This window comes from Coprobacillus cateniformis (assembly GCF_009767585.1).
In the GTDB taxonomy this organism is placed as follows: domain Bacteria; phylum Bacillota_I; class Bacilli_A; order Erysipelotrichales; family Coprobacillaceae; genus Coprobacillus; species Coprobacillus cateniformis.
Genome location: NZ_WSNW01000001.1, coordinates 642498 through 669254, shown reverse-complemented (window position 1 = coordinate 669254; position 26757 = coordinate 642498). Strand labels below are relative to the sequence as shown.

Annotated in this window: 23 protein-coding genes and 1 riboswitch; of the genes, 16 read left to right on the top strand and 7 right to left on the bottom strand. The window is 31.4% G+C overall.

Going from position 1 to position 26757, the window contains the following annotated elements; translation table 11 throughout:
- Positions 1-21: 21 nt before the first annotated feature.
- On the top strand, positions 22-6045 hold the full coding sequence (locus GQF29_RS03365) for a glycoside hydrolase family 3 N-terminal domain-containing protein (protein ID WP_017144140.1): 6024 nt from the start codon (positions 22-24) through the stop codon (positions 6043-6045).
- Between the two features lie 120 nt (positions 6046-6165).
- Here GQF29_RS03365 and GQF29_RS03360 read toward each other — a convergent pair whose 3' ends face one another.
- The 4 genes from GQF29_RS03360 to GQF29_RS03345 all read right to left on the bottom strand — a co-directional run bounded on the left by GQF29_RS03360 (position 6166) and on the right by GQF29_RS03345 (position 8326).
- Positions 6166-6663 carry an L-2-amino-thiazoline-4-carboxylic acid hydrolase gene (locus tag GQF29_RS03360; RefSeq protein ID WP_008788190.1) on the bottom strand — a complete coding sequence of 166 codons (498 nt, stop codon included), beginning with the start codon at positions 6661-6663 and terminating at the stop codon, positions 6166-6168.
- Between the two features lie 70 nt (positions 6664-6733).
- Positions 6734-7255 (bottom strand): VOC family protein, encoded by a 522-nt coding sequence (locus GQF29_RS03355; RefSeq protein WP_236916376.1) that lies wholly within the window; start codon positions 7253-7255, stop codon positions 6734-6736.
- Positions 7206-7472 (bottom strand): DUF3795 domain-containing protein, encoded by a 267-nt coding sequence (locus tag GQF29_RS03350; RefSeq protein ID WP_008788192.1) that lies wholly within the window; start codon positions 7470-7472, stop codon positions 7206-7208. Before GQF29_RS03350 ends, GQF29_RS03355 begins: the two co-directional genes overlap by 50 nt.
- A 29-nt stretch (positions 7473-7501) precedes the next feature.
- Entirely contained in the window at positions 7502-8326 is an 825-nt protein-coding gene (locus GQF29_RS03345; protein WP_008788193.1) for an AraC family transcriptional regulator, read from the bottom strand.
- 144 nt (positions 8327-8470) lie between these two features.
- Between GQF29_RS03345 and GQF29_RS03340 the strand changes: the two genes are divergently transcribed.
- From GQF29_RS03340 to GQF29_RS03305, 8 genes are all read left to right on the top strand, one after another.
- Positions 8471-8767 carry a phasin family protein gene (locus GQF29_RS03340; protein ID WP_029158249.1) on the top strand — a complete coding sequence of 99 codons (297 nt, stop codon included), beginning with the start codon at positions 8471-8473 and terminating at the stop codon, positions 8765-8767.
- The gene (locus tag GQF29_RS03335; RefSeq protein ID WP_008788195.1) at positions 8745-10355 is read left to right on the top strand and encodes an ABC1 kinase family protein; all 1611 of its coding nucleotides are present in this window, start codon (positions 8745-8747) and stop codon (positions 10353-10355) included. The genes GQF29_RS03340 and GQF29_RS03335 overlap by 23 nt, the downstream gene beginning before the upstream one ends.
- A 187-nt stretch (positions 10356-10542) precedes the next feature.
- Entirely contained in the window at positions 10543-11424 is an 882-nt protein-coding gene (locus tag GQF29_RS18945; protein ID WP_008788196.1) for a LytTR family transcriptional regulator DNA-binding domain-containing protein, read from the top strand.
- A 95-nt stretch (positions 11425-11519) separates the two neighbouring features.
- A complete protein-coding gene (locus GQF29_RS03325; RefSeq protein WP_008788197.1) occupies positions 11520-12347 on the top strand; it encodes an ABC transporter ATP-binding protein in 828 nt (275 codons plus the stop codon).
- Positions 12348-12350: 3 nt separating this feature from the next.
- Positions 12351-13076: an ABC transporter permease gene (locus GQF29_RS03320; RefSeq protein WP_008788198.1), complete on the top strand. Its 726-nt coding sequence runs from the start codon at positions 12351-12353 to the stop codon at positions 13074-13076.
- Positions 13077-13503: 427 nt separating this feature from the next.
- Positions 13504-14664 carry an IS110 family RNA-guided transposase gene (locus GQF29_RS03315; RefSeq protein WP_008790901.1) on the top strand — a complete coding sequence of 387 codons (1161 nt, stop codon included), beginning with the start codon at positions 13504-13506 and terminating at the stop codon, positions 14662-14664.
- 242 nt (positions 14665-14906) lie between these two features.
- The gene (locus tag GQF29_RS03310; RefSeq protein WP_017144141.1) at positions 14907-17801 is read left to right on the top strand and encodes an EAL domain-containing protein; all 2895 of its coding nucleotides are present in this window, start codon (positions 14907-14909) and stop codon (positions 17799-17801) included.
- Between the two features lie 219 nt (positions 17802-18020).
- Positions 18021-18272 (top strand): hypothetical protein, encoded by a 252-nt coding sequence (locus GQF29_RS03305; protein WP_008788201.1) that lies wholly within the window; start codon positions 18021-18023, stop codon positions 18270-18272.
- Positions 18273-18275: 3 nt separating this feature from the next.
- On the opposite strand, the gene GQF29_RS03300 is transcribed toward GQF29_RS03305, so the two are convergent.
- Entirely contained in the window at positions 18276-18920 is a 645-nt protein-coding gene (locus GQF29_RS03300; RefSeq protein WP_008788202.1) for a Crp/Fnr family transcriptional regulator, read from the bottom strand.
- An 86-nt stretch (positions 18921-19006) separates the two neighbouring features.
- Here GQF29_RS03300 and GQF29_RS03295 point away from each other — a divergent pair, with 86 nt between their 5' ends.
- The 4 genes from GQF29_RS03295 (at position 19007) to GQF29_RS03280 (ending at position 22509) form a co-directional block, all read left to right on the top strand.
- Complete coding sequence (locus tag GQF29_RS03295) at positions 19007-19852, top strand: YitT family protein (RefSeq protein ID WP_017144142.1); 846 nt, start codon at positions 19007-19009, stop codon at positions 19850-19852.
- A gap of 140 nt (positions 19853-19992) precedes the next feature.
- Positions 19993-20556 carry an alkyl hydroperoxide reductase subunit C gene (gene ahpC / locus GQF29_RS03290; RefSeq protein ID WP_008788204.1) on the top strand — a complete coding sequence of 188 codons (564 nt, stop codon included), beginning with the start codon at positions 19993-19995 and terminating at the stop codon, positions 20554-20556.
- Positions 20556-22157 carry an FAD-dependent oxidoreductase gene (locus tag GQF29_RS03285; protein ID WP_017144143.1) on the top strand — a complete coding sequence of 534 codons (1602 nt, stop codon included), beginning with the start codon at positions 20556-20558 and terminating at the stop codon, positions 22155-22157. Before ahpC ends, GQF29_RS03285 begins: the two co-directional genes overlap by 1 nt.
- A 43-nt stretch (positions 22158-22200) precedes the next feature.
- A complete protein-coding gene (locus tag GQF29_RS03280) occupies positions 22201-22509 on the top strand; it encodes a hypothetical protein (protein ID WP_008788206.1) in 309 nt (102 codons plus the stop codon).
- Here GQF29_RS03280 and GQF29_RS03275 read toward each other — a convergent pair.
- The gene (locus GQF29_RS03275) at positions 22506-23216 is read right to left on the bottom strand and encodes a DUF2238 domain-containing protein (RefSeq protein ID WP_008788207.1); all 711 of its coding nucleotides are present in this window, start codon (positions 23214-23216) and stop codon (positions 22506-22508) included. The two genes, GQF29_RS03280 and GQF29_RS03275, sit on opposite strands and share 4 nt — an antisense overlap.
- 40 nt (positions 23217-23256) lie before the next feature.
- On the bottom strand, positions 23257-23745 hold the full coding sequence (locus GQF29_RS03270) for a DNA-deoxyinosine glycosylase (RefSeq protein ID WP_008788208.1): 489 nt from the start codon (positions 23743-23745) through the stop codon (positions 23257-23259).
- A 121-nt stretch (positions 23746-23866) separates the two neighbouring features.
- Positions 23867-23986: riboswitch (FMN riboswitch) on the top strand.
- Between the two features lie 63 nt (positions 23987-24049).
- On the opposite strand from GQF29_RS03270, the gene GQF29_RS03265 reads away from it, so the two are divergent.
- The 3 genes from GQF29_RS03265 to GQF29_RS03255 all read left to right on the top strand — a co-directional run bounded on the left by GQF29_RS03265 (position 24050) and on the right by GQF29_RS03255 (position 26718).
- On the top strand, positions 24050-24697 hold the full coding sequence (locus GQF29_RS03265; protein ID WP_008788209.1) for an ECF transporter S component: 648 nt from the start codon (positions 24050-24052) through the stop codon (positions 24695-24697).
- Positions 24698-24710: 13 nt separating this feature from the next.
- Positions 24711-25169, top strand: a complete 459-nt coding sequence (locus tag GQF29_RS03260) for a pyridoxamine 5'-phosphate oxidase family protein (RefSeq protein ID WP_008788210.1) — start codon at positions 24711-24713, stop codon at positions 25167-25169.
- 226 nt (positions 25170-25395) lie between these two features.
- Positions 25396-26718 (top strand): NCS2 family permease, encoded by a 1323-nt coding sequence (locus GQF29_RS03255; RefSeq protein WP_008788211.1) that lies wholly within the window; start codon positions 25396-25398, stop codon positions 26716-26718.
- The last annotated feature ends 39 nt before the right edge of the window (positions 26719-26757 follow it).

The following is a 26757-nucleotide window of genomic DNA, read 5'->3' as shown; positions in this document are numbered from 1 at the left end:
AAAATGGGAAAGGAGTTTATCATGAAAAAATTCGGTGTTGGTTTGTTATCTGCATTTTTGGTGATTACAAGTACTATGATACCAGTAAATGCAGAAAGTCGCATTGAAACACAAGTTTCTGAAATTTTGTCATCAATGACATTAAAACAAAAGGTTGGTCAGATTTTGCAGCCTGACACAAGGAGCATTACACCACAACAAGTAGGAGAGTATTATATTGGTTCCATTTTAAGTGGTGGAGGTGCGCAACCAGAACAGGGAAATACTGCTCAAGATTGGGCAAATCGTCTTGATGAATATCAAAAGGCTGCAATTGATACATTTGGGATACCTTTGTTATATGGGGTAGATGCAGTACATGGTAATAACAATGTTAAGGATTCAACGATTTTTCCGCATAATATTGGATTAGGGCAAGCAAATGATGTGGATTTAGTTAAACAAATTGGGAGGATTACTGCTCAGGAAATAAGGGCAATTGGAGCCACTTGGGCATTTACCCCAACTTTAGGGCTTCCTCAAAATGAAAGATGGGGTCGTACATATGAATGTTTTAGTGAAACATCTGATGTCGCTTCACAATTGGGTTCAGCTTATATTGAAGGGTTACAAGGAGATTTATCTCAGAATCATTCAATAGGAACAGCAAAGCATTACATTGGAGAGGGTTTAACATATAATGGGACAAATCAAGGTGATGTGAATGGTCAATTGTTTTATTCTCAGTTAGAAGAGTTGTTGAAACCATATCGTGCTGCAATTGCAAGCGATGTGAAAAGTGTTATGGTTTCTTATAACAGTATTGATAATGTAAAGTGTCATGGAAACAAAGATTTAATTACAGATATCTTAAAAGGACAACTAGGGTTTAAAGGGATTGTCATTACAGATTATAATGGGGTTGATCAGATTGAAGGTAATCTTTCATATAAGCAAAAATTAATAAAATCTATTAATGCTGGTATGGATATGATAATGATTGATGGCAATGAAGGAGATAGCCCTAAATGGATGATTGCAAGAAATAGTATTATTGAGGCTGTAAATGAAGGGCATATTTCAATGGAGAGACTTGAAGATGCTGTTAAACGAATATTAACAGTGAAATGTGAATTAAACTTCATTGATAATCCATCACTGGCTTATGCAGATAAAACATTACTTTCACAATTTGGAAGTCAGCAGCATCGAACTGTTGCGCGAGAGGCAGTGAGAAAGTCATTAACACTTTTAAAAAATACAGAGACTGCAAATGGCTCTACATTAATGTTAGATCTTAAAAAAATGAAAAAAATTGCTGTGGCGGGAATTTCAGCAGATGACATTGGTATTCAATGTGGTGGCTGGACTATGACTTGGCAAGGCTCAACAGGCAATATCACAAAGGGAACAACAATTTACTCAGGATTACGTGAAGTGGCTCAAAATGACCAGATTATTGATTATGCAGCGAATGGATATTTTTCAGACGATGATTATGAAGCGGCCATAGTTGTCGTTGGAGAAAGACCATATGCCGAAAGTAATGGAGATAGAGTAGCACGTGATTTATCTTTACCATCATCTGATATTGAAACAATTGAAAGAATTCATAAAAATCATCCTGATCTACCTATCATTGCTGTTTTGACAACAGGTCGACCTATTACAATTGCAGATCAAGTAGATGATTTAGATGCTATTGTTATGGCAGGATTGCCAGGTAGTGAAGGGGCTGGAGTTGCTGATGTTCTTCTTGGTGATTATGATTTTCATGGTCATTTGACAATGACTTGGCCATGGTATGCACAAGATATTGAGAGTAAATTTACTGATCAGACAAAAGTGATGTTTGAATATGGTAGGGGTTTGACAAAAAATCAAGTCACTGCTATATCACAAACACCACCAAATAATCCAACAGTCATTAATTTGGCTCAAACAAATGGCATTATTGAAGCTGAAAATTATTATACAAAGCATAATAGTATTATTTTAGAAAATAATAATACTTCTATTGGATATTTTTGGCAAGGATATGATATTAGTTATAAAGTTATTGTTCCAGAACAAGCAAGATATACATTAAATCTTAATGCTGCAACTGAAAATGATAATGTCAAGGCAGCATTCGATGTATATATTGATGATGTTTTATCTTATAGTACATCTACACTAGCAAAGAATACAGGTGGCTGGGCAAAATTTGAGGCCATAGAAATGAATGATAAAATTTCTTTACCTAGTGGACAACATATAATTAAGTTTGTTTCACAGACAAAGGATTTAAATATTGACTATTTTAAATTCATCAAATTTGATGATCAATATATTGAACCAGAAAATCCTAATCAGCCAAGTATTGGAACTGGTGCACTTATTAAAGAAGATGCAGTACAAGTAACTATGTCTTCATCAGAACATTCTGGTGATATGTCTTGGTATGCTGGTGATCAAGATATTGAAAATCGTAATGCTCCAAAAGATCCTTTGGATATAAGGAATCCAGATACATCCGACATAACAACAATTGTGGTAGATGATAATCAAAAGTATCAATCTGTATTAGGAATGGGGACTTCCATCGAAGAATCTACTGTGAATAATTTAATGAAGATGTCAGTGACAACCAGAAAAAAATTTATTAAACAGTTGGTTGATCCTCAAACGGGTATGGGAAATACATTATTTAGGATTACTATTGGGACTGCAGATTTTACAGGAAGAGATTTTTATACTTATTATGATGGGACAGGTACAGAATTAAATGGAAATCCAGATTGGGACAACTCTACTGGACATGGTTTTAGTATTCAAAAGGATAGAGACTATGGTATTATTCAAGTCATTAAAGAGATCCAACAGATTGCTCAAGAATGCGGAGTTGAAAAGGATTTAAAGTTCTTTGCCTCTTCTTGGACACCACCAGGATGGATGAAATTGCCAACTTCAGCGAGTTCGTCTTATCCTAACAATGGACTTCTATTAAAAGGTGGTCAACTTAATGACAGATATATTCAAGATTTAGCAAAATATTATGTACGCTTTATAGAAGAATATAAAAAGGAAGGTATTCCACTTTATGCAATGACACTACAAAATGAGCCATTGTTAGAAATTAATTATCCTAGCTGTTTAATAACAGGGGGACAAGAAGCTAAGTTAGCAAAAGCAATAAAAGAAGAACTTAACAAGAGTACAGTATTATTAACTGATGAGAAAGATGTTAAAGTTTGGGCTTTTGATCATAACTTTGATGGAGCAGAAGCTTATGTATCTGAATTATTTGCTACTCAAGATGGGCGTGATAATGTTGATGGTATAGCATTCCATCCTTATGGTGGTGTTCCTTCAACAATGGGCTCACTCTATGAGCAGTACAAAAATAAGTATACAATGAATTTAACAGAGCGTTCAGTTTGGGGGGCAAGTGGAGCGAATGATATAATAAGCTGGTTTAGAAATGGCTCAGAAAGTTATAATGCATGGGTGACTATGCTTGATAGCAAAATCGCTCCTCATCAATGGGTAGGAACACCTGATCCAACAATGTTTGTTCAAGATGCTAATCATCGTGAAAAATATTGGTGTACACCAGAAGTTTATTTGATTGGACAATTTACAAAATATGTTCGACCAGGCTATGAACGTATTTTATCTACGAATGGAAATACATCTACAGTCACAAATGTTGCTTTTAGAGATCCGAAAACTGGAAAGATTATTATGATTGTTGCAAATAGTAGTGGAAGTGCTCAGAATTTTAAAGTTATCAGTCATGGAACTCAATTTAATGCAACTTTACCAGCTGGGAATGTCGCAACATATATTTGGGAACCAGTGGATGGCAACCAATTTAAAAATATTACTGATGATTTAACACTGAATGATGCCATCATTGAAGGATCAGGAGTCATTAATAATGGTGAATTAGGCTATATTGATTCAACAACAAAAGTCAATTATACAGTTAATGTTAAACAGGCAGGGACTTATCGAGTAGAATTTGATGTTGCTGTCGGAGGAGAGTGGCATAAGGATTTTCCAGTTGTTATTTCACAGGGAAACAAAGAATTAGGTCGAACTCATGCACGCAGATATGTATATTGGGATAATGCTGAATGGAGTACCTATTCTACTATTCAAACATATATAACATTGAGTGAAACAGGGCTACAGAATATCACATTATCTTTTCCAGAAGCAGGAATAAATTTTAAAGATGTAAGATTTATACCAGCTCGTGAGATTCAGTCTCTGCCAGGCAAATTAGATACAACAAACTATTTTAATAAAAGTGGTTGTGTTTTGGAAAGTGAAAATTTTGGTTTTATTGATAGGGACTACTATCTTGATTATAAAGTGAATGTTCTAAAGGCTGGAGATTATGACTTTGATTTTGAAGTTGCTACAAGTCAAAATAATAGTGGTGTTTGGATTGATAAGATTGATATGAATAACCAGGTATCAAATTTAGGTGAAATTGATTTCACCAATACAGGTGGAACAAACCTTTATACACATCAAATCAAAAGACTTCATTTAGACGAAGGTCATTATACAATGAGAATAAAATTTAAAGCCGGTGAAACTAACTTTAAAGGTGTTGTCATTGGACAGGCAATGTCTCTTCAAAGTGATGAACTGATTGAGAGACAACTTCATGGTCATGTTATTAATGTTCATCTGATTGGTGGATCCTTTGCATTAAATCTTACAAAGAATGCATGGCATCTCAATTTTCCAAAAGGTGTTGATTATGAAGTCCAGAGAATTGATGATACAAATGCTAAAATTGTCTTACAAGGTGAGATAGAACAAGATTTTGATAATGATTTGAGTATTTTATTAAAAGTAGATGCCAGTGAGTTTGGAGGTATAGTTGGAACATCATTAGAAGACTATATTTTGATTAAAGCTATTGATGATATAGAAACTTTAACATCTATGTCTGAAATTCCTTATCATCAGGATACTTTTAATATGAGTATTCAAGGTGGAACATTTAAAGAAGATGTTATTCATCATGTCACTTTAGCTGGTGAGATTACCCAATATGTCACAATTCAAAAAGTAACCAAAGTATCTTCACGTTTATTAAGTATTACATTGCAATGGAAACCTATGTATAATGATTGTAAAGGGACAATTATTATAACTCCAGATGGTTATAGTGATGGTGTTCTATCACTTGAAAAAGAATTAATATTTAAACAGACTGATCAATTGCCACCCACTATACCAGTTGGGAATAACAATCCAGTTGACTTAACAGAAAGTTTGGCTTATCGTCATAAAGGAAGTCTTGTCAATCAGCCAGCAAAAGGAAATTATATAGACTTTTTCTTAGATATACAAACAGCTGGAAAATATACAATTTATTATGATATTACAAATACAGAAGCAGTTGCAAATGGATTAAAGATAAGTGGTGGATTAGGGCTGGCTACTGATAATCTTGAGAGTATTTCATTTCATAAATTCTGGGGAAATGAACTTGGTTATTGGCATACATTAGATTTGAAAGAAGGCAAACAAACACTTCGTTTTGAAATGAATAATTATAATGATGGATTTAAGATTGATCATATCAGAATAGCAAAAGTTCAATCAGCCATTGAAGTTCAGGGTAACACAACGATTGTTGTTAACCAGTTAATTGATGGTTCTAAAACAAAAGGTTGGGGTATTGAGACTAAAAATGGTATTGCTAATATTGGATGTTCAGAATCAGGAGCATATCAAGACTATCATATAAATGTGAAAAAAGATGGATATTATCAGTTTAGTATAAATGCAGCATATAATGGTGGGTCTCATGCTAATGCGATATTACAATTAATTAATAATCAAACATCTTATGTGAAAAGTACAAGTCAGTCAGTTACTGAACTTGGAAAAGTTCAAATTACACAAACAGGTGATTGGGGGAATTTTGTAAATAGTGACAAAGTTCTTGTGAAATTAAGTGCTGGCGAACAAACCATTAGGATTTATGATGAAGGTGATGGTTTTAATTATCGATCATTTGATTTAGATTACGTAAAAGAATTCAATGAAGTTTAATAAATCCATGTAAAAAACAAAAGAAGAAATAAAAGTCCTAAATTATAGGGAATTTACTTCTTCTTTTTAATTATTTATACTTGTATCGTCAAACAGCATCAAGTCATCTTCTTTTTATTGTTATTTTTCTCGATAATAACGTAAATGGCAAATTTCATCACCCTTAGCGATTGTTTTTAGCAAATCGAGTTGGCATCCATAAGCTTGACCAATACCCCGGTCTCCACACATAGCAATATCACAGTACATAGCAATTTCTTCATCGCTACAGCCTGCTTTTTGCCATGCTTTGACAAGGGGACAATAATGAAAATGTATTTCTAACTGATCATCACTACAATTTTGGATTTTCATTTCAAACATCCATTGAGCAGGTTTTGTAAATAGAGTTTTTCTAAGTCCTTTTAAACTCGTCGTTTGTCCTTTGGCAATTAAGTCTTTTCCTTGTATAAGACCGCAACGTTGAATAGCTGCTGGACCAATCTCCATAGGATCAACTCCTTTCTTCTTGGCTTCATCGCAAAGTAAATATAGCCAAGAAGCTCTTTGTTCAAGTTGACCACGTACAGCAGTCACTAAGGGATTTTTAATTTTAGGTTCATTGTTAATCTTTGACATCGTTATCACTCCTCTTTACTTTATTATAACATTAATGTAAAGAAAAGGAGAGTTAACCTCTCCTAAAGCTTTATTTCTTTAATAATCTATTAATCATTTTTTCAGACAGCATTGTTTTTTGAGAAATCTCTTGAAGATTTAAACCTTGTTCAATAAACCTTTTGCAAACATTTGATAAAGTTTCACTGATTTCAATAATATGATGATCTGGGTCATAAATACGAATACCTCTTTGTCCCCAATCATGCGTTTTCAAAGGATGAACATATTCAATATCATCTCTAGAGTCTAAGCGTTTGATAAAGTCATCTAAATCTTCACTCTCAAAATACATTTCACCATTATTCGCATTGAGATGAATATCATCAGTCGATTTTTCTATAAAGTTCTGCCAACTATCTAAGGTTTGAAAAGAAATGCCACCAGTTAAAACAAAGTTTGCTCCAAAATCAGTAATAACTCTTAAACCTAAAATCTCTTTATAGAAAGCTTTGGTTTTTTCACTATCCTTGATAACATATAAACTTCCACAATACTTCATATTACGCTTTCTCATCTTTCCAGACTTGACATTGTTGAATTCTTTTTCCATCATCACCTTGCTTTTCATCATAAGCAAATGCTTTGAGTTGGTCACATGGAAAAGTTTCACACATTCCACAATGTTGGTGACCTTTACTTTCACAAGAATCTTTAATAACACATTTGTCACCCCAAAAAGGCTTTTCCATATGTAAGCACCCTGGACATCCCATTTGTTCTCTATATTCACATTCACTACATTTAATACCACATCTTGATTCGATCATAATCATACCTCCTGTAAGTATAATTATAATTAGAATTTGTATAATTCATTGTAAAAATCAGACAAATTCTGCAGATAATGTGTGGGTGTTGTTTGACAAATTTCTTTAAATACATGGTTAAAATGTGCTTGATCAAAATATTCATAATCAAAAGTTAAATCAATTAATTTTTTCTTAGACATATCTTGTATAAGGTGATTAATATTTACGATTTTAGTGAATTTCTTAAAACTCATTCCTACATATTTATGAAAATATCGATTAAGCTGTCTTTCACTAATCCCAAGTTCTGCTGCAATAAGAGATGTATGAAAACTTTCATGTTGTGTATAAATACGTTCTATGGATTTAATGATTTGCTGGTGAATAGAATGTTTCTTAACTTCTCTGCAAAGAATGTCATCAATAATTTCTACCACTTCATCAAAAGTTGTTACTTTTTCAAACAAATCTCTAATTTCTTGATAAAGTGCTTCATTTAAGTCTTCTAGTTCTATTTTTTGATCTAAAATACTATGTACATTTATGCCTAAGACTTGATAGAGTCCACCAGGTAAAAATTCAATAAAAAAACGACATGGAAAAGTATTCAGATCATTATCAACAGTAACAACTTTTGTTGTTGGCCCCCATACTTTAATTGATAATTTATCAAAGAATTTAAAAACAAAGCATCCACTTACATCTGGAATGAGATTTAAGACAGAATGTTCTGGAATTTCAAGTTCATGATTTTGAAAAGTAATTGTATAATGAGCAACAATGTTTTGTAGTTTTGGAGATGGAGCAATATATAAATGATGATCAGTCTTGTTAATGTATGGTTTTGTATAACTTTCAATCTTTAATTCCATAATTCACACTCCTATGCTATTTATTATAATATATTTTAAAAAGAATAACTATGAGAATTTTATTTTCAAAGATGAAGATGGTTATTTATGCAATTACCATTAAAAAGTGATAAAATAAAGTGAAAGGGTAAGGAGGTTATAATGATGAGTAACTTTAATGAAGATTTAAAAAAGGTCTTATTGGCTGGTATTGGTGCTGTTGCAGTGACAGCAGAAAAATCTAAAGAAGTTGTTGAGCAGTTGGTTAAAAAAGGTGAATTAACTGTTGAACAAGGTAAAGTTCTTAATGAAGAATTAAAACATAATGTTGCAGAAAAATTAAGAGAACCATTAACTGTAGATAAAATAAGTAAAGATCTAGAAAAGGTTAATGATGAGGAATTAGAGATTTTAAAAGCAAAGATAGAAGAATTACAAAATGCCAAAAGAGATACAGAATAATTCAGGATCTTTAAGCAGTAAGCATCGCCTTGCACAAATTATTGCTATATTGAAAAAACATCATCTTACAAAAGGTATAGATCCAGTGAAATTAAGAATGATATTAGAAGATTTAGGACCGACTTTTGTGAAGATTGGGCAAATTATGTCCTCACGTCAAGATATGTTTTCTGAACGTTACTGTCAGGAGCTAACCCAATTACGAGATAATGTTGCACCTATGAATATGGCAACAATAAGAACTGTTGTAGAAGATGAGTATGGAACAGATTTAGAAGATATATTTATGACATTTGATCAAGTACCACTTGGAAGTGCTTCTATAGCTCAAGTTCATAAGGCGACTCTAAGAAATGGCAAGCAAATTGTTGTTAAAGTCCAAAGACCTTCTATTTATAATATGATGGAAAGAGATATCTCTTTAGTAAGAAGAGCAATACAGTTATTGCGACTCAATGAGGTTTTAGGGAGTGTCGTTGATTTAAACATTGTTTTAGATGAATTCTGGCAGACTGCAAAAGAAGAAATGGATTTTTTAAATGAAGCACAATATGCTGAACATTTTATCAAACTGAATGAAGATTTGTTATATATAGGTGCACCCCATATTGAAACAGAATATACAACGAGTAAAGTTCTTGTGATGGAATATGTTGATGGTTTTGAAATTGATAATAGAGATTTGCTTTTAAAAAATGGTTATGATAATCATGAAATTGCTGTTAAAATATCAGAAAACTATATCAAACAAATTGTTGATGATGGTTTCTTTCATGCTGATCCGCATCCTGGCAATTTAAGAATTAGGGATGGTAAAATTGTGTGGATTGATTTTGGAATGATGGGAATCTTAAAACGAGAAGATAAAGATTTAATGAAGCAAGCAGTGCTTGCAATTGGGAATAATGATACACAACAACTTGCAGATGTTATATTGGTATTAGGGGTTCATGAAGACCGCATTGATTATACACTTTTTTATGATGATATAGAAAATTTTATGCAGCATTATGTTAGTATGGATTTGAAAGATATGAATTTAGGTGACGCTGTGCAAGAAATCTTTACTATTGCTCATAAACATCATATTTCAATGCCTAAAGGTGTGAGTATGTTAGCTCGTGGACTTGTTACGATGGAAAGTACAGTTATGCATCTTGATCCTCACATAAGTATTATTGAAGTTGCAGCTAATCATGTTGCAGGTCATATTTTAAAAGATTTAGATATAAAAAAAGAATTGTCTACAACTGGTAAAAAAGTCTATGATGCAACTCAGTATGGATTAAATATTCCTATCCAATTATCTGAACTTATTCGTATGATAATGAAAGGTCGTATAAAAATAAATCTTGATATTATGGATTCAAGTGTTCCTTTGAACTCTGTCAATCATATGGTTAATAAATTAACAGTTGGGATTGTGAGTGCTGGTTTACTAATGGCAAGTAGTTTATTGTGTACAACTCAGATGAGTCCTCAGTTTTTTGGAATACCAGCTATTGGTTTTATTGGCTATATGACAGCTATTGGATTAGGGATATGGTTGTTGATAACTGTATTAAAAGAAAGAAAATATCGTAAATAGACATAAAAATATTGACAAAATAGGTTATTTTCATTAAAATGAAAGTGTTCATAATAACTAATGAACGTTACAAACCGCTAGAGTAGGCTCCCCAATAAATGCCTACTCTTTTATTTTATATTTATATTTTAACTCGTTTGAATTTTAATAATTTGATATAATAAAGATATAGTGAGGGGGGAGATAAGTGAAGGAGAAAATTCAACAACTAATACAAGAACATGTTGCATTACATATTGAATGTTCAAAAGATATTGCTTTGAAGATTGAAGATATTGTGAGTGAATATCAAAACATGTCTATCTTAAGTGAAAATATGGCCATGTATGAGGATATGAAGGTTAAGGAATATCTACGTTTTTTTGCTGATATATCACAGAAAAGAGAATTCATAGAACAAGCCATTGAATATATGCATCTTACAGATTTTTTACATCTTAGAATTGCTAAATGTACATTAATTCAAAAACGGCGTATTTTAATTGCTAGAGAAATTATTAAAGATTGTGATATTTATTGTCTAGAAGAACCAATGAAAGATCTTAATGAAGAAAGTATTCATATGATATTACATTGGTTTGAGATTGCTAAGCGACATCATAAGAAAATAATAACAATATCTCGTTCATTTAAGGACATCTGTTTGTGTGATGGATATAAGGTGTATATTCGAAATGATCACATTCAACCTATTGAGCAAGAAGAAAATATTGAAATTGATGATGATACAATGGTTATTCAAAAAATATCTGTAAAACTCAATAATCGTATTTTTTTATTAAACCCTGAGGATATTGATTATGTAGAAGCATATGATGGAAAATCCCAAGTTTATGTAAGAGGAAGTTGTTATCAATCACCTTTTTCAATGGATGAGCTTGAAAATCGTCTTCATCGCTTTGGGTTCTATCGTTGTCATCGATCATATTTGGTAAATATGCAAAGAGTTACACAAATTGTGAAATGGACAAGGAACTCTTATTCATTAAAATTAATCAATTATGAAGACTCTATGATTCCTTTAAGTAAATTAAAAATACAGGAAATGAAGACTATTTATCAGTTTTAATACTCATTTCAATGTTTAATATGCTCTTTTCATGGATATTTTATAGAAAAATATCCATTTTTATATAAAATAAGAAAAGTCAGGAGGGGTACAAAATGACAGATAATATTATTTCGGTTCAACAGCTTACAAAAAGTTTTGGATCACATAAAGCTTTGGACAATTGTTCATTTGAAATTAAGAAAGGTGAAATATTTGGATTTTTGGGTCCAAGTGGAGCTGGAAAAACAACGACAATTAAATTGTTATCAGGTCAGCTGCATAGTGATACTGGTCAAATTACTATTTTAAATGATAGTCCTTTTTCACAAGAAATAAAGCAAAAGATTGGCATTATGAGTGATAACAGTGGTTTATATGAAAAGATGAGCGTTTATGATAACTTAGTATTGTTTGCTGATATCTATGGTGTTGATCATAGTCATGTGGAGCGTGTATTAAGGGAAGTTGATCTTTTAGATGCTAAGAAAATGCTTGTATCTAAATTGTCACGTGGAATGAGACAAAGAGTTATTTTTGCAAGAACGATTATTCATTCTCCAGAGATCTTATTTTTAGATGAACCAACTGCTAATCTTGATCCAGCAACTGCTCAAGAAGTAAGAGATATCATTAAACTCTTAAATCAAATGGGAACAACGGTTTTCTTAACAACCCATAACATGGAAGAAGCTGATGAGCTTTGTCATCGTATTGCTTTCTTAAATCATGGACATGTTATTGAATGTGGGAAACCAGAGGATTTGAAATTAAAATATTCTAAACAGACAATAGAATTAACTACACAAGATGGGAAAAGAACAATCCCATTAAATAAAGAAAAATTAATTTCTGAATTAAAAGATATTGATGAATTGCTGATGATTCATTCTATTGAACCATCATTAAAAGAAGTCTTTCTATTCTTAACAGAGGGGGAATAATTAATGAAATTCAATATGCGTTGCTTCATAGCTTTATTTAAGAAAGATTTTAAAAACAGTTTTACAAATAAAAATGTTCTCTTATTACTTTGTTTACCAGTTATGTTTTGTCTTCTATATACAATGATTTATTCTGATATGGAAGGTATACCAACAGGATTTGTAACAATTTTATGCATTGTTTTGGTTTTATCAATTATTCCAGTTAATATTCTTGCCAATATGGTTGCAGAAGAAAAAGAAAAGCATACACTTCGCTCCTTAATGATGGCTAATGTCAGTGCTTCTGAGTTTTTGCTAAGTAAAGCAACAGTAGCATTATTATTGGTTGTTTTAGATTCATTTTTAATCTTTATATGCTGTGGTGAAGGTTTTCTCAATATAGGCTATTTATTAATTGTGATTACAATTGTATCGATTGGTCTTTTGTTTTTTGGTGCATTAGTAGGATTGTTGTCTAAAGATCAAATGAGTGCTGGGACACTGAGTTCACCTATTATGATTTTACTAATGTTGCCACCAATGTTTGCCAATATGAATGCTTTTTTTGAAAAGATAGCTGTTGCTTTTCCAACTACTTCATTCAAAACACTTTATTTTATTTTACAAGATGGACAATCATTATTCTCACAAGATGCTCTTATTGCTTTTGGTGTTGCAGTAGCGTGGATTGTTCTTGGATTAATAGGATTTACAATTGTATATAAAAAACGTGGATTAGATGATTAAAATAGATTTGTATTTATATAAAAAGATTCAATTTCATTTATAGAAATTTGAATCTTTTTTAATATTGCATATCATACTCATAATTTTTAATCTTTTAAAGATGGATATATTGTAAAAAGTCATTATAACTCCTGGTATATTGAAGTTACTCATACAAAGAGTAATAAATCTAATATACCAATTCTCCTTTCTACCTGAATCTTTTGGTATCACTTCAGGTTGTGATAAAATTTGTAATTGTGAATGTGGATTTGTATCTTACTCTCTATTGCTCTGACTTTCTAGAAAGAATCTTACCACTTCTTCGTATCGCATTTATTATTAGTTGTATGAGTCTTTTGAATTCTAAACACACCAGGTTTTTGATACCTTTGAAGTGGATTCAATTTCACAATCACAAACTATCGTAAGAAAGGAATTGATAATTATGAAACTTGTTGGCATTGACATCGCCAAATATGAACACGCTGCTTTTATCATGGAGGCTTCTACTGGCGAATCTTTATGTGATCCTTTTTTCTTCAAAAACAATAAAGAAGGTTTTAAAAAACTCTATACGGAACTTAATAAATATTCAAAAAACGAACTCTTAATCGGTATGGAAGATACAGGGCACTATAACTTCGCCATTGAAAGTAGTTTATTGGCTGAAGGCTATAAAGTAGCTCTTATTAACCCTATTACTACTAAAAGCCTTAGAAAAGCTTCTTTAAAATCCGTTAAAAGTGATAAAGAAGATGCCCTATTAATTACGAAAGCGCTTTTAGACAAAGCCTACTATCGTATCATCTCTATTCAAGATGAGAAATTAAAGGAAGCGAAAGAATTAACTCGCTATCGTACACAACTAACCCTTGAAATGAATCGTAAAAAGAATGTTCTTCAACGACATATTGACATTGTTTTTCCTGAATTTAATACATTATTTAATAACGAATACACCATTACTTATTTAAACATTTTAAGAAAATATAGTGACGCTTATACAATTGCTCATACAGACATTCGTTCTTTAAGAAAATGTTTTAAATATTGTAACTCCTTTAGTGCGGAAGAATTAAAAGAATTAGCTTCTAATTCTGTTGGCATTCATGATGTTTCTATTTCTTTTATCATTCAATCGGTTATTTCCAGTATTGATTTAATCAACTCTCAAATTGAAGAATTAGATAAAAAAATAGAAGAACTCGCCATCACACAAGCTTCTTCTATCACATCAATACCAGGAATATCAATTATTACTGGTACTTCTATTTTAGCTGAACTTGGTGATATAAGTAAATACTCAAATGCAGGAAAAGTAATTAAATTTGCAGGTGTAAATCCTTATATAAGTGAATCTGGCAAATTTTCAGCTGATAAAACAGCCATAACCAAGAAAGGTTCCAAATATCTAAGAACAACACTTTATAGAGTCATTATTCCTGTAATTCGTCATAACCCTGCATTCAATAATTACTATCATTTAAAACGAAATCAAGGTAAAGGGCACCTCTGTGCTTTAGGTCATTGTGTAAGAAAACTTTTGAGGATTATTTATCATCTCGAAACAAACAATCTATCTTTCGATATAAATTCACTCAAATAGTCAAAACTTTTAACAAACCACATTTTATTGAAATGTGCTATTTTTAACTATAGTTCTTTTCAACATATTTACATTCACAATTTCAAAGATCGAATACTATATTTTCAAGTATTTTATATTTCATACTTTTTCACAATTTACTACTTGACTTTAATATAGTTGTCTTTCTTTTCTGATGTTTCTGTTGAGAGTGTCGAAAAAAATGATATAATGGTAACGAATATGAATAATGGAGGGGACTTATGAAGCAACGGGGGATGAATAAATTATTTGTTTTTATTATAATCATAACTTTTGGCATAAGTCTTTTTTCTTTATTACAGCCGACCTCTGCAAATCATACAATTAAAGTTGGATATATTGATTATCCAGGCTTTTTAGAAAAATCATCATCTGGACAATATGTTGGTTATGGTGCTAAATATTTGGAAGAAGTTTCTCAATATACCAATTGGGATTATGAATTTGTTTTAGATTCATGGGATAATTGTTTAGAAAAACTAAAAACTGGTGAAATTGATTTATTATGCACAGCTCAATATACTGATGAAAGAACACAATATTATGATTATTCACAGTATTCTATTGGTGATGAGTATACTATTGTATATACACGTGAAGATGAGAATATTTATTATCAGGATTATGAAGCTATGAATCACTGCAAGATTGGTTTTTTAAGTAGCAGTTATCAAAATGGTGTTTGGGAGAAATATGCAAAAGAGCATAGTATCGAATATAAATCCCAATATTATACAACAGAGACAGATGTCTTAAATGCTTTATATAATAAGGATGTTGATATGGTTGTTGTTGGAGGTTTGGCTCTACATGAAAATGTGAAAGTTATTGATAAGTTTAATGCTGAACCTTATTATTTTATAACTGCTAAAAATCGTCAGGATATTATGGAGCCTTTAAATGATGCATTGAGTCAAATTTATAATCGCAATCCTTATTTTAATGCATATCTATATGAAGAATTTTACAGTACAAGTGCGTATTCAACACAACCTCTTTTCACAAGAAATGAAGTGGAGTATATTAAGAATGTGCAGTCTATTCCAGTTGGTATTGAAGATGAACTCTATCCATTTTCTTATGATGATGATCAACAGCGTAAGGGAATTTTTATTGAACTTTTAGAAAAAATGTCAGAAAAATCTGGATTATCTTTTAAACCAAATTATTATTTAGAAAAAGAAAAAAATAAAGCAACCTTTATAGAACAATTGCAAAATAAAGATGCTTTATTTATGGGTGTGACAAAGGATGAGTATTCTTTTCATATGAAGTCTCAGTACCATATATCCAAATCTTTTTTAGATGTGAATCAAGTTATGATTGCGAGAAAAAATGAAGTATTTGATAATCAATATACAATTGCATTAACAAAGAATCATACTGGCTATGAATCACAGGTTTATTCAAAATACCCGGATGCAAAAGTCCTTTATTGTGAAAATATGAATGCTTGTTTGAAAGCAGTATATTCAGGGCAAGCAAATATGACTATTGGAGATGCTTATTCAGTCAAATATTATATCCAAAAACTGGGTTTTGAAGATACTTTAGATATTTATAATATTTTATTGGAGCCTATTCAATTATGTTTTGTTGGTCAATTAGATAATAATCCAGTCTTGATGAATATTATTGATAAAACGATAGATAGTTTGTCTAATAAAGAGATTGAAAGAATTGTTCAAACATATACAGTTGGTTTAAAATATGAATATTCATTACTTGATACTATTTACCAAAATAGAACCTCAATAACTTTCGTTGCTTTAGTAATTATTATTATTCTTGTTATTATAGGGCAGTCTATCAAAAAACGTACTGAACTTTTTATGCAAAAACGTGAAACAGAAATTTTAAGAGAAAAAGCGGAACTCGATCGTTTAACTGGGATATATAATCAGTCAACATTTTATGAGAAGGCAAGAGAAATTCTAAATCAAAATGAAGAAGATTTCTGTTTAATATATATGAATATTAATCGTTTTCAAGTTATTAATGATTTATATGGAATTGAAGAGGGTGATAGATTATTAGCTTATATAGGAAAGTATTTAAAAGATTACATGAATAATCATTCTCACACGTTGGTATGTCGATTAACAACTGATCACTTTTTAATATTAACTACACAATCTGAATACAAAAAGAATAAAAAAATAGATATCTTAAAAGACTATCCTTTAGATTTTAACAGTGCTTTACGATTTGGAATATATTTTATTGAAGATAAAAGTTTATCTGTACATATTATGGCAGATAGAGCTGCTATGGCTGCAAAAAGTATTAAAAACAGATATATTAATCAAGCAGAAGTTTATAATGAAGAACAGCGTCAAATCATCTTGCAGGAACAAATGATTATGGATGAAATACAAACTGCTATTCTTCAAGAAGATATTCTTATTTATGTTCAGCCTAAATATGATATTGAAAATAATATGATTATAGGTGGAGAAGCTTTGGTAAGATGGCTACATCCAAAGCATGGACTGATTAGTCCTTCAGTATTTATTCCAGTTTTAGAAAAAAATGGCTTAATTACACAATTAGATGATTTTGTTTGGGAGAAAACATGCCAGTTATTAAGAGAATTAAAAAACATGCATTGTTTATTACCAATATCTATTAATATTTCAAGATTAAATTTTTATCGAAATCATCTCCCGCTTTTATTACTTGATCTTGTTCATAAATATGAACTACAACCACAAGATCTTCATTTAGAAATTACAGAATCTGTTTACTCTAAAGATACAGAAGTTATTTATTCTGTTATAGAAGAATTGCAACAATTAGGATTTGTTATTTTAATGGATGATTTTGGAAGTGGCTATTCATCACTTAGCATGCTTAAAGATGCACCTGTGGATATTATCAAATTAGATATGGGCTTTCTTAGTTTAAAAGATGATATGAAGCGTAGTTATGCAATAATTGAAGCTATTGTTGATCTGTCTTATACTTTAGACCTCTCTCTTATTGTTGAAGGTGTAGAGACAAAGGAGCAAGTTGCATTCTTGCAAAAGATACATGCTCAATATGCACAAGGATATTATTTTTCTAAGCCAGTTCCAGTCAAGGATTATATTAATTTATGTTTAGAGAATCATTAAAAGAGATCATCATGATGATGATTTCTTTATTTTATCTTTTATAAGAAAAATAGTTCGTAAAATTAGACAATTGAATACATCAATGTAGACATTAAAAAACTTGTGTTTATATGGAAAAAAGTGTAAAATATCAGTGTATAAGAGGTGAAATCATATCCAAAATGATAGTTCGTAATTGTCTACATTTTCGAACTGCTATGTAAGGGAGGCAAATCATTTATGATGGTTACAAAAGATATTTTCGAAGATATAGTACTTAAAATACCCAAATGCCAGTATATTTCTGATTTACGTTCTATGATTGAGCGAAATGATGTATTTGATATCATAACTGCTATTGAAAAGATTGAGGCTAATGAATATTCAGTCAAGCAATGGCATGAATTGTATCAATATTTATTTAAAGAATCGAATTCATTTAAAACTGCTGAAGATATTAAAGATTATATATTAAGTTTATTGAAGAAATAAGCATCATCTCTTTTGAAGAAGTTGAGATAATGCTTTTTTATTAATAACATGTATTTTTTTGTAATTAATTATAATATATTTCTTTTTTACAAATTCATTAAGAACTTTTGTTACAGTTACACGAGATAATCCAACAAGTGAAGCGATTTCTTCATGGGTATAAGGGAGAGTGTTATTTATAATATCTTTATTTGGATTATCATGCACAGTTTGTTCAAGCAGGAAAGATGCCACTTTTTCATATCGATCATATGTATAGGCTTTTTTTATGAGAAGAGAGAGATGATCACAAGTTTGCGACATCAATTGTAAAAGAGAAATGGTTAATTCTTTAGATTCATTAAGATAAGGATATAAATCATCTAGATGACAAGAAATGAGTTCAACATTTGTAATAGCATCAGCAGTTGTTGGGCGCAATGAATTTTGTAAAAAAGATGACTCTCCAAAGATTCTTCCTTTATCTATGATCTCTAAAGTAACTTCTTCACCAGTAGGATTCATGACATATATTCGGACTCTTCCTTTAGTAATTAAATAGAGATTCTTCGCATCATCTTCTTGCATATATATGATTTCCTGAGGTGAATATTTTATTTTTGTACCAGCTTTTTCAAAATAATGAAATAATTCTTCTTTAATTTTCATAAAATCACCACTTTCTTATTTAATTGTAACATAGGTTACAATCTAATAAAAGGAGATATGATAAAGTCTTGCACGAGGTGAGGCGTATGAAACAAAAATTATTACATATTGTTTATATTGTTGTGGGAAATATTTTGATTGCTTTCGCATTGAGTACATTGTTATTAGAGAATAATATTATTGCTGGTGGTGTTTCAGGGATAGGTATTATTTTTAATCATTATTTTGGTTTGAGTATTTCTCTTAGTGTGGGAATTCTTAATGTTTGCCTATTTGTATTAGGTTTCTTATTTTTAGGAAAAGTATTTGCAATGACAACACTTGTTTCTACATTTTTGTTTCCATTCCTATTAGAATTTTTTGAGAGTCAACCAGTTTTTCATCATTATTTAAATGATCCATTACTAGCTTCTATTATCGCAGGATGTTTAATCGGAATTGGTGTAGGCTTGGTCTTAAAAGCAAATGCTTCAACAGGTGGAGTAGATATTTTAGCCATTCTTCTTCATAGAAAATTTGGTGCACCTGTGCATATTGTTTTAAATATCACAGACTTAACAATTTTGTTATTTCAATTCTCATTCAATGATACAACACATGTTATTTATGGTATTGTGACAGTTATGATGACAACCATTATGTTAAATAAAACATTAACTGCTGGAACAAGTTTAATGCAACTTGTTGTTATAAGTGATTATTATGAAGATATTAAAGATATGATTTTACATGATCATGATGCTGGTGTGACTTTATTAGCGAGTGAAAAAGGTTATACTGAAGAAAATTCTAAACTTGTTTTATCAATATTACCATATCGAAAATTACCAGATATCAAAGAAAAGGTGAATCAAATTGATCCTTTAGCTTTTATGATTGTATCTCATGTTGATGAAGTTGGTGGGAAAGGATTTACTTTAGAAAAGAAGTAAATAAAAGAAAAGCATATGATTTGATTTTAAATAAAATGCATGATAATATATGCACAGTTAGTTAATGCTAACTGTGCGTTTTATTTATTATGAATAAAAATGCTGAATATGTAAAAAATATAAACGGAGGTAGAAATTATATGTCATTAATCGGAAAAGAAATCAATGAGTTTAAAGTTCAATCATTTGTAAATGGTGAATTTAAAGAAGTAAGTAAAGAAGATGTTTTAGGAAAATGGAGTGTATTCTTCTTTTATCCTGCAGACTTTACATTTGTATGTCCTACTGAATTAGAGGATTTAGCAAACAAATATGAAGAGTTCAAAAACATTGACTGTGAAATTTATTCAGTATCATGTGATACTCACTTTGTACACAAAGCTTGGCATGATACATCAAAAACAATTCAAAAAATTCAATATACTATGTTAGCAGATCCAACTGCAACTTTAGCAAAAGATTTTGAAGTGTATATTGAAGCTGATGGATTGGCTGAAAGAGGAACATTTATTGTTAATCCTGAAGGTAAAATTGTTGCTTATGAAGTGATTGCAGGAAATGTTGGACGTAATGCAGATGAGTTATTAAGACGTGTTCAAGCTTCACAGTTTGTTCATGAGCATGGAGATGAAGTTTGTCCAGCAAAATGGAAACCTGGAGAAGAAACATTGAAACCATCATTAGATTTAGTTGGAGTTCTTTAATGAATCAAGTTTATGATGCTATTATTGTTGGAGGGGGTCCTGCGGGACTTTCTTCAGCAATTTATCTTGCAAGAGCAAAATATAGTGTTCTTGTTATAGAACAAGAAAAAATTGGTGGTCAGATTACAATCACATCTGAAGTGGTCAATTATCCAGGAGTTTTAGAAGCATCAGGAAGTTCCTTGACAGAAACAATGCGTAAACAAGCGCAGAAATTTGGAGCTGAGTTTAAAATTGCGCATGTCAAAAGTTTGAATATGGATGGAAATATCAAAACAATTATGACTGACCAGGGTAACTTTCAGGCAATTGGAGTTGTTTTGGCAACAGGGGCAAATCCAAGAAAACTTGGATTCAAAGGTGAAAAAGAATTTCAAGGACGAGGTATTGCCTATTGTGCAACATGTGATGGTGAATTCTTTGAAGGTTGTGAGTTATTTGTGATAGGTGGTGGCTTTGCTGCATGTGAAGAGGCTATTTTCTTAACACAATATGCAACAGAAGTGACAATGATTGTCCGTGAAGAAGATTTTACATGTGCAAAGACGATTGCAGATGAAGTTAGATCACATCCAAAAATTAAAATTATCTTTGAAACTGAGATTATTGAAGCAGGTGGTCAAGGTGTTTTGGAATATGCTGTTTTTAGAGATAATAAAGAGCAGACAACTTGGCGTTATGATGCAAAAAATAATCAACGTTTTGGAATCTTCGTTTTTGCTGGATATGTTCCTGCAAACGACTTATTTAAAAATCAATTAGCATTAAATGATGGTGGATATTTGATAACTGATAAATATCAAAAGACAAATCTTGATGGTGTTTATGGTGCTGGTGATATCTGCGAAAAAGAATTAAGACAAGTTGTAACTGCTGTGAGTGATGGTGCGATTGCTGCAACATCATTAGAAAAATATATCCCTCAAGTCAAATCGCAGCATCATATTGTTACAAAAGAGGTTCAAAAACAAGAAAAAATAGAACATATTGAAACTCATAATCAGCACTTTATTAATGAAGATATCCGTACACAATTACAGCCAATATTTAATAAATTAACAAAAGATATTTATCTTGTTGGTGTTGGATCATCTGATTCATTCTCTCAAGAGTTAAAAAGCTTTATAGAAGAATTCTCTTCTCTTCATGAACGTATTCATGGTGAGTGGAATGATAATGCTGATGAATCTCCACATATTATGCTTTATAATCATCAAAAAAATCCACTTGGGGTCAACTATCATTGTGTTCCAGGTGGCCATGAATTCAATTCTTTTGTTTTAGCTGTATATAATGCTGGAAGTGAAGGGCAAGTTTTGGAAAATGATATTCTTAAAAAAATACATGATCTTCAATCACATCATTTTCAAGTCTTTATTTCTCTTTCTTGTACAATGTGTCCTGACGTTGTACAAGCCTCACAGCGAATAGCTTTAGAGAATCATCAAGTTCAAACAGATATTTACGATTTAGCCCATCATCCTCACTATAAAGAACAATATAATATTATGAGTGTGCCATGTATGGTTATTGATGGACAGAGAGTTGTTTTTGGAAAAAAGAATCTGGAAGATATTCTAGAAATTATTGAGACTGCCTAGACAGTCTCTTTTTATTTGCATATGTTATTTTGAGGTGAACATCATGGAACCATACCGTGAAGATGAGTATTATGATTATGACCCTAATATGACAAGACAAGGGTTCGTTGTGCCATATTGGTTTTGGTGGTGGTTATTTCCACCATTTCCGCCAAGGCCACCGTTTCCACCGGGACCAGGACCAAGGCCACCATTCCCACCAGGACCAGGACCAAGGCCACCGTTTCCACCGGGACCAGGACCAAGGCCACCGTTTCCACCGGGACCAGGACCAAGGCCACCATTCCCACCGGGACCAGGGCCAAGACCGCCAAGACCAATGCCTAGAAATGATGAAGACACAGTTATTTAAACTGTGCCTTTTTCTTTTGCTTTCTTCTGTTTTCTTTCAATTTTTTTATATTCAATTGTTGCAACTACAACTGCACCACCCAAATCTAGCATTAAATCTTTCATTGTGTCAGCAAGAGCCTCATGCCCAACGAGAGGAACATCATCTTTATCATAAAGTGTTGATCGTGTAGATTTCATATATTGTTGGTTATTTGTATGAAAAATGTCATCAACAGTATATTCTCCAATTTCCCAAACAGCTCCAATTGCTAGTGCAACACTAACAACAGTTAAACTCATAAATAAAGGAGATATAGAGAGCGGTATTGTATATTCTTTATCTAGATATTCAATAACAATAAATCCAACATATGCAATAACTACTCCTGAAAAGGCATGAAGGATAGAATCCCAGTAAGGTATTTTTCCATAGAAGTTAAAAACATCACCTAAAATAAAACCACTAAAAGCAAAAGAAATTAAGATAAAGTCAAGAAGATTTGGTATTTGAAAATGATATTTATCTTTAATAAATTGAGGTATTCTTAAAACCAATAACATTCCCAATAACTGAACCATTGTAAAAATTAAACGACCTTTATTGGCATCCTGACGTGTAAATAATAAAAATATTGCAATTCCTAGCATCAAGACAACTAACCAAAAGATTATCTTTCTAGAAATAATCAAATAATAAGGTTTCTTTTCTTTCAATTTTGAATTCATGATATAACCTCCCTAGGCATACTAACATCCTTTTATGAACTTAAGATAAATCATGGTTCAACAATAGTCTCCATGATTCGATTAATTTTTCAAGCGAATAAGTGGCATTGGCTGGAGATGTTGATGGTAAACAAATATCTTCCTTTTGTGTGACTGGAAAAATATATTTTTGGTATAACTGATGTGCTTTTTTACCATTCGTATATATCGTTTCAATAGAAGTTTCTTCGATTAAAGAATTGATATCGTTAACCAGAACATTTTCAATAGAACTATCACTTGAACCAACAATATCACAACTCGCAATAACATCCCATACAGCAATATGGTGTTTTAATAAAAATGCTTTCTTATCCTCAATTGTTTGAAGTTTTAGATCGAATAACTGTTCAAATATTTTCCAAAAACGATTTTGAGGATGATGATAAAAGAATTGCCCCTCACGTGACTTGACTGATGGAAAAGAACCTAAAATTAAAAGATAAGAATCTTTGTTATAAACTGGTTGTATATTATGATATTGTTTCATAACAGAATTTACTCCCTTCTTTTTTTATTTCTTCTATTATATCAATTTACAAATAAAGAAAAAAGGTATATGATTATATATGCAGATGATGTGAATCATTGACCCATCTTTCAAAATTGAATAGAGTCTTTGTGGCAGGGTGTAATTCCCTACCGATGGTAAAAGTCCATGACCCACAATAAGTGGTTGATCTGGTGTGATTCCAGAACCGACGGTAAAGTCCGGATGAGAAAAGACATTTTCTGTGCACGCCTAGACATTTTTTGTATAGGTTATTTTTTTTAGAGAAAGAAGGAGACAGATTATGAAAAACATGAATGTAAAAGAAATGACAACATTGGGAATTTTATCAGCTTTAGCAATGATTTTGAGTTTATTAGCTTTTTTCCCACTTGTTCCAGCAGTACCTTGGCTTACCTATGATCCAAAGGATATAGTGATTGTTATTGGTGGTTTTATTTATGGACCTTTTGCGGCATTTCTCATGAGTTCTATTTGTGCTGTTCTTGAAATTGTTTTTAAAGGAGGCACAATTATTGATGTCATGATGAATATTATTTCCACTTGTGCGTTTGCCTGCGTCGCATCAACAATTTATAAGAAGAATCGAAGTAAAAAAGGTGCTATTATAGGTCTAGTGAGTGGAATTGTGGTTATGACAGTTTGTATGACAATATGGAATTATATTATTACACCCATTTATTATAATATGCCACGAGAGGCAGTCGTTTCTATGTGGTTACCAGGAATTGTTTTGTTTAATATACTAAAAGCCAGTTTGAATGCTGGAATCACTTTATTACTATATAAGAGTGTTGTAACAATTCTTAGAAAGACACATTTGGTGGAAGGACAGGGACAACATGCAAAAAGTTCAGGACTCATTATTATTGGTTTGTTTATTACAATTTCAATCATTTGTGTTGTATTAGCTATTCAAGGCTTAATATAGGAGGAAAAGAGATATGGAATTTAAAGAAGCTGTAGAATTTTTATTTGAAAAATTGGCACCATCAAAAATTATGGCATTAGCATCAAGCGTTGATAATCATGTGATGGTCAGAAATGTAAGTTGTTTAATTTATGACGATGCGATTTATTTTAAAACTGATAAGAATTTTAGAAAAACAAAACAGTTGTATGAAAATCCACGTGTTGCTTTATGTTTTAGTGGTATTCAAGTTGAGGGTGTTGCGACTATAAAAGGTTTAGTAACTGAAGAACCTGAACGTAAATTTGAGAAACTTTATCAAAAGTATTTATGGGGAAGTTATAATGCTTATAGTCATGAAGATACTGAAATTTTGGTTGAAGTGAAACCATCTTTTGTTGAAATTTGGGATACAGATGAGAAAAATAAGGCTTATCAAATCTTTATTGACTTTGATAAGAAAGAAGTTGAATATAAAAAATATGATGAATAATTCCAGACTTATCTGGAATTTTTCTGATTTTAGATATATTATAAGTTGGTCAATAAATATGAAACATAAATAAAGGGTAGGTCAATGAATTGAATATTAAGTAAAATTATGGAAAAGAATGATAATAATTATCAATAAATATGAGTTATGTTGCTATTTTTCTTGTCAAAAAAGTGAAAAAAGGGTACAATTTTAATGTTTTTTGAATAAGGAGAGGAAGGTTGAAATGTTAGAAAAAATCTTTAAATTAAAAGAAAAAGGAACAACTGTTAAAACTGAAGTTTTGGCGGGTGTAACGACTTTCTTAGCAATGGCGTATATCCTAGCTGTAAACCCACAAATGTTAGGTGAGACAGGTATGAGTATACAGGGTGTATTTTTAGCAACTGCTATTAGTAGTGCTGTTGCTACAATCATTATGGGATTACTTGCTAACTATCCAGTTGCATTATCTGCTGGAATGGGAGTAAATGCTTTATTCACATACACAATTTGTTTTGGTATGGGATTAAGCTATCAAGGTGCATTGGCTTGTGTCTTTGTATCAGGTATTATTTTCTTAGTTATTTCTATTACTGGACTAAGAAAGATGATTATTAATGCCATTCCTGCTCAGTTAAAATTAGCAATTGGTGCAGGTATTGGTTTCTTTATTGCATTTATTGGATTAAAGAATGCAGGTATTATCATACCAAGTGAAGCAACAGCTGTTGCATTGGGAAATTTAAAAGATCCAGCGGTTATATTAGCAGTTTTTGGTATCTTAGTTACAATTATTTTATTAGCTAAAAAAGTTCCTGCTGCTGTTTTCTATGGTTTATTAATCACTGCAGTTGCTGGTATTGTGGCTGGGTTGTGTGGTATCAAGGGGATGCCACAATTGCCAACAGGTGTTGTATCTGTTGACTTTGATTTTAGTTTAATTGGAGCATTTGCTTCTGGAATGGAAGAATTACTATCACATCCAAGTTGCATTGTTGCGATTTTCTCACTATTATTTGTAGATTTCTTTGATACAGCTGGAACGTTAGTTGCAGTTACAAATCGTGCTAATTTAATTGATGAAAATGGTGAGTTGGAAAATGTTGATAAGGCATTGTTAGCAGATTCAATTGGAACAGTTTTTGGAGCAACAATGGGAACTTCTACTGTGACATCATTTGTAGAATCTACTTCTGGTGTTGAAGTAGGAGGAAGAACGGGTTTAACTGCTATCACAACTGGAATTCTGTTTCTTTTATCAGTGTTTTTCTCACCATTACTCTCTTGCGTTACAAATGCAGTGACTGCACCAGCATTGGTAGTTGTAGGGATATTAATGGCACAACAACTCAAAGGAATTGACTGGGATAACTTTGTTTTTGCAGCCAGTGGATTTATGACAGTTATTTTCATGATTTTGGCATATTCTATTTCTGATGGAATTGCTATTGGATTTATTACATATGCTTTAGCAATGATTGGTGTAGGTAAAGCAAAAGAAGTCAAACCAATTGTTTGGATATTGGTTCTTTGTTTTGTTGTTTTCCTAGTATTCTTACCAAAATAGACATTCTTAGGGATGTCTATTTTTTCACACAAAATTCAT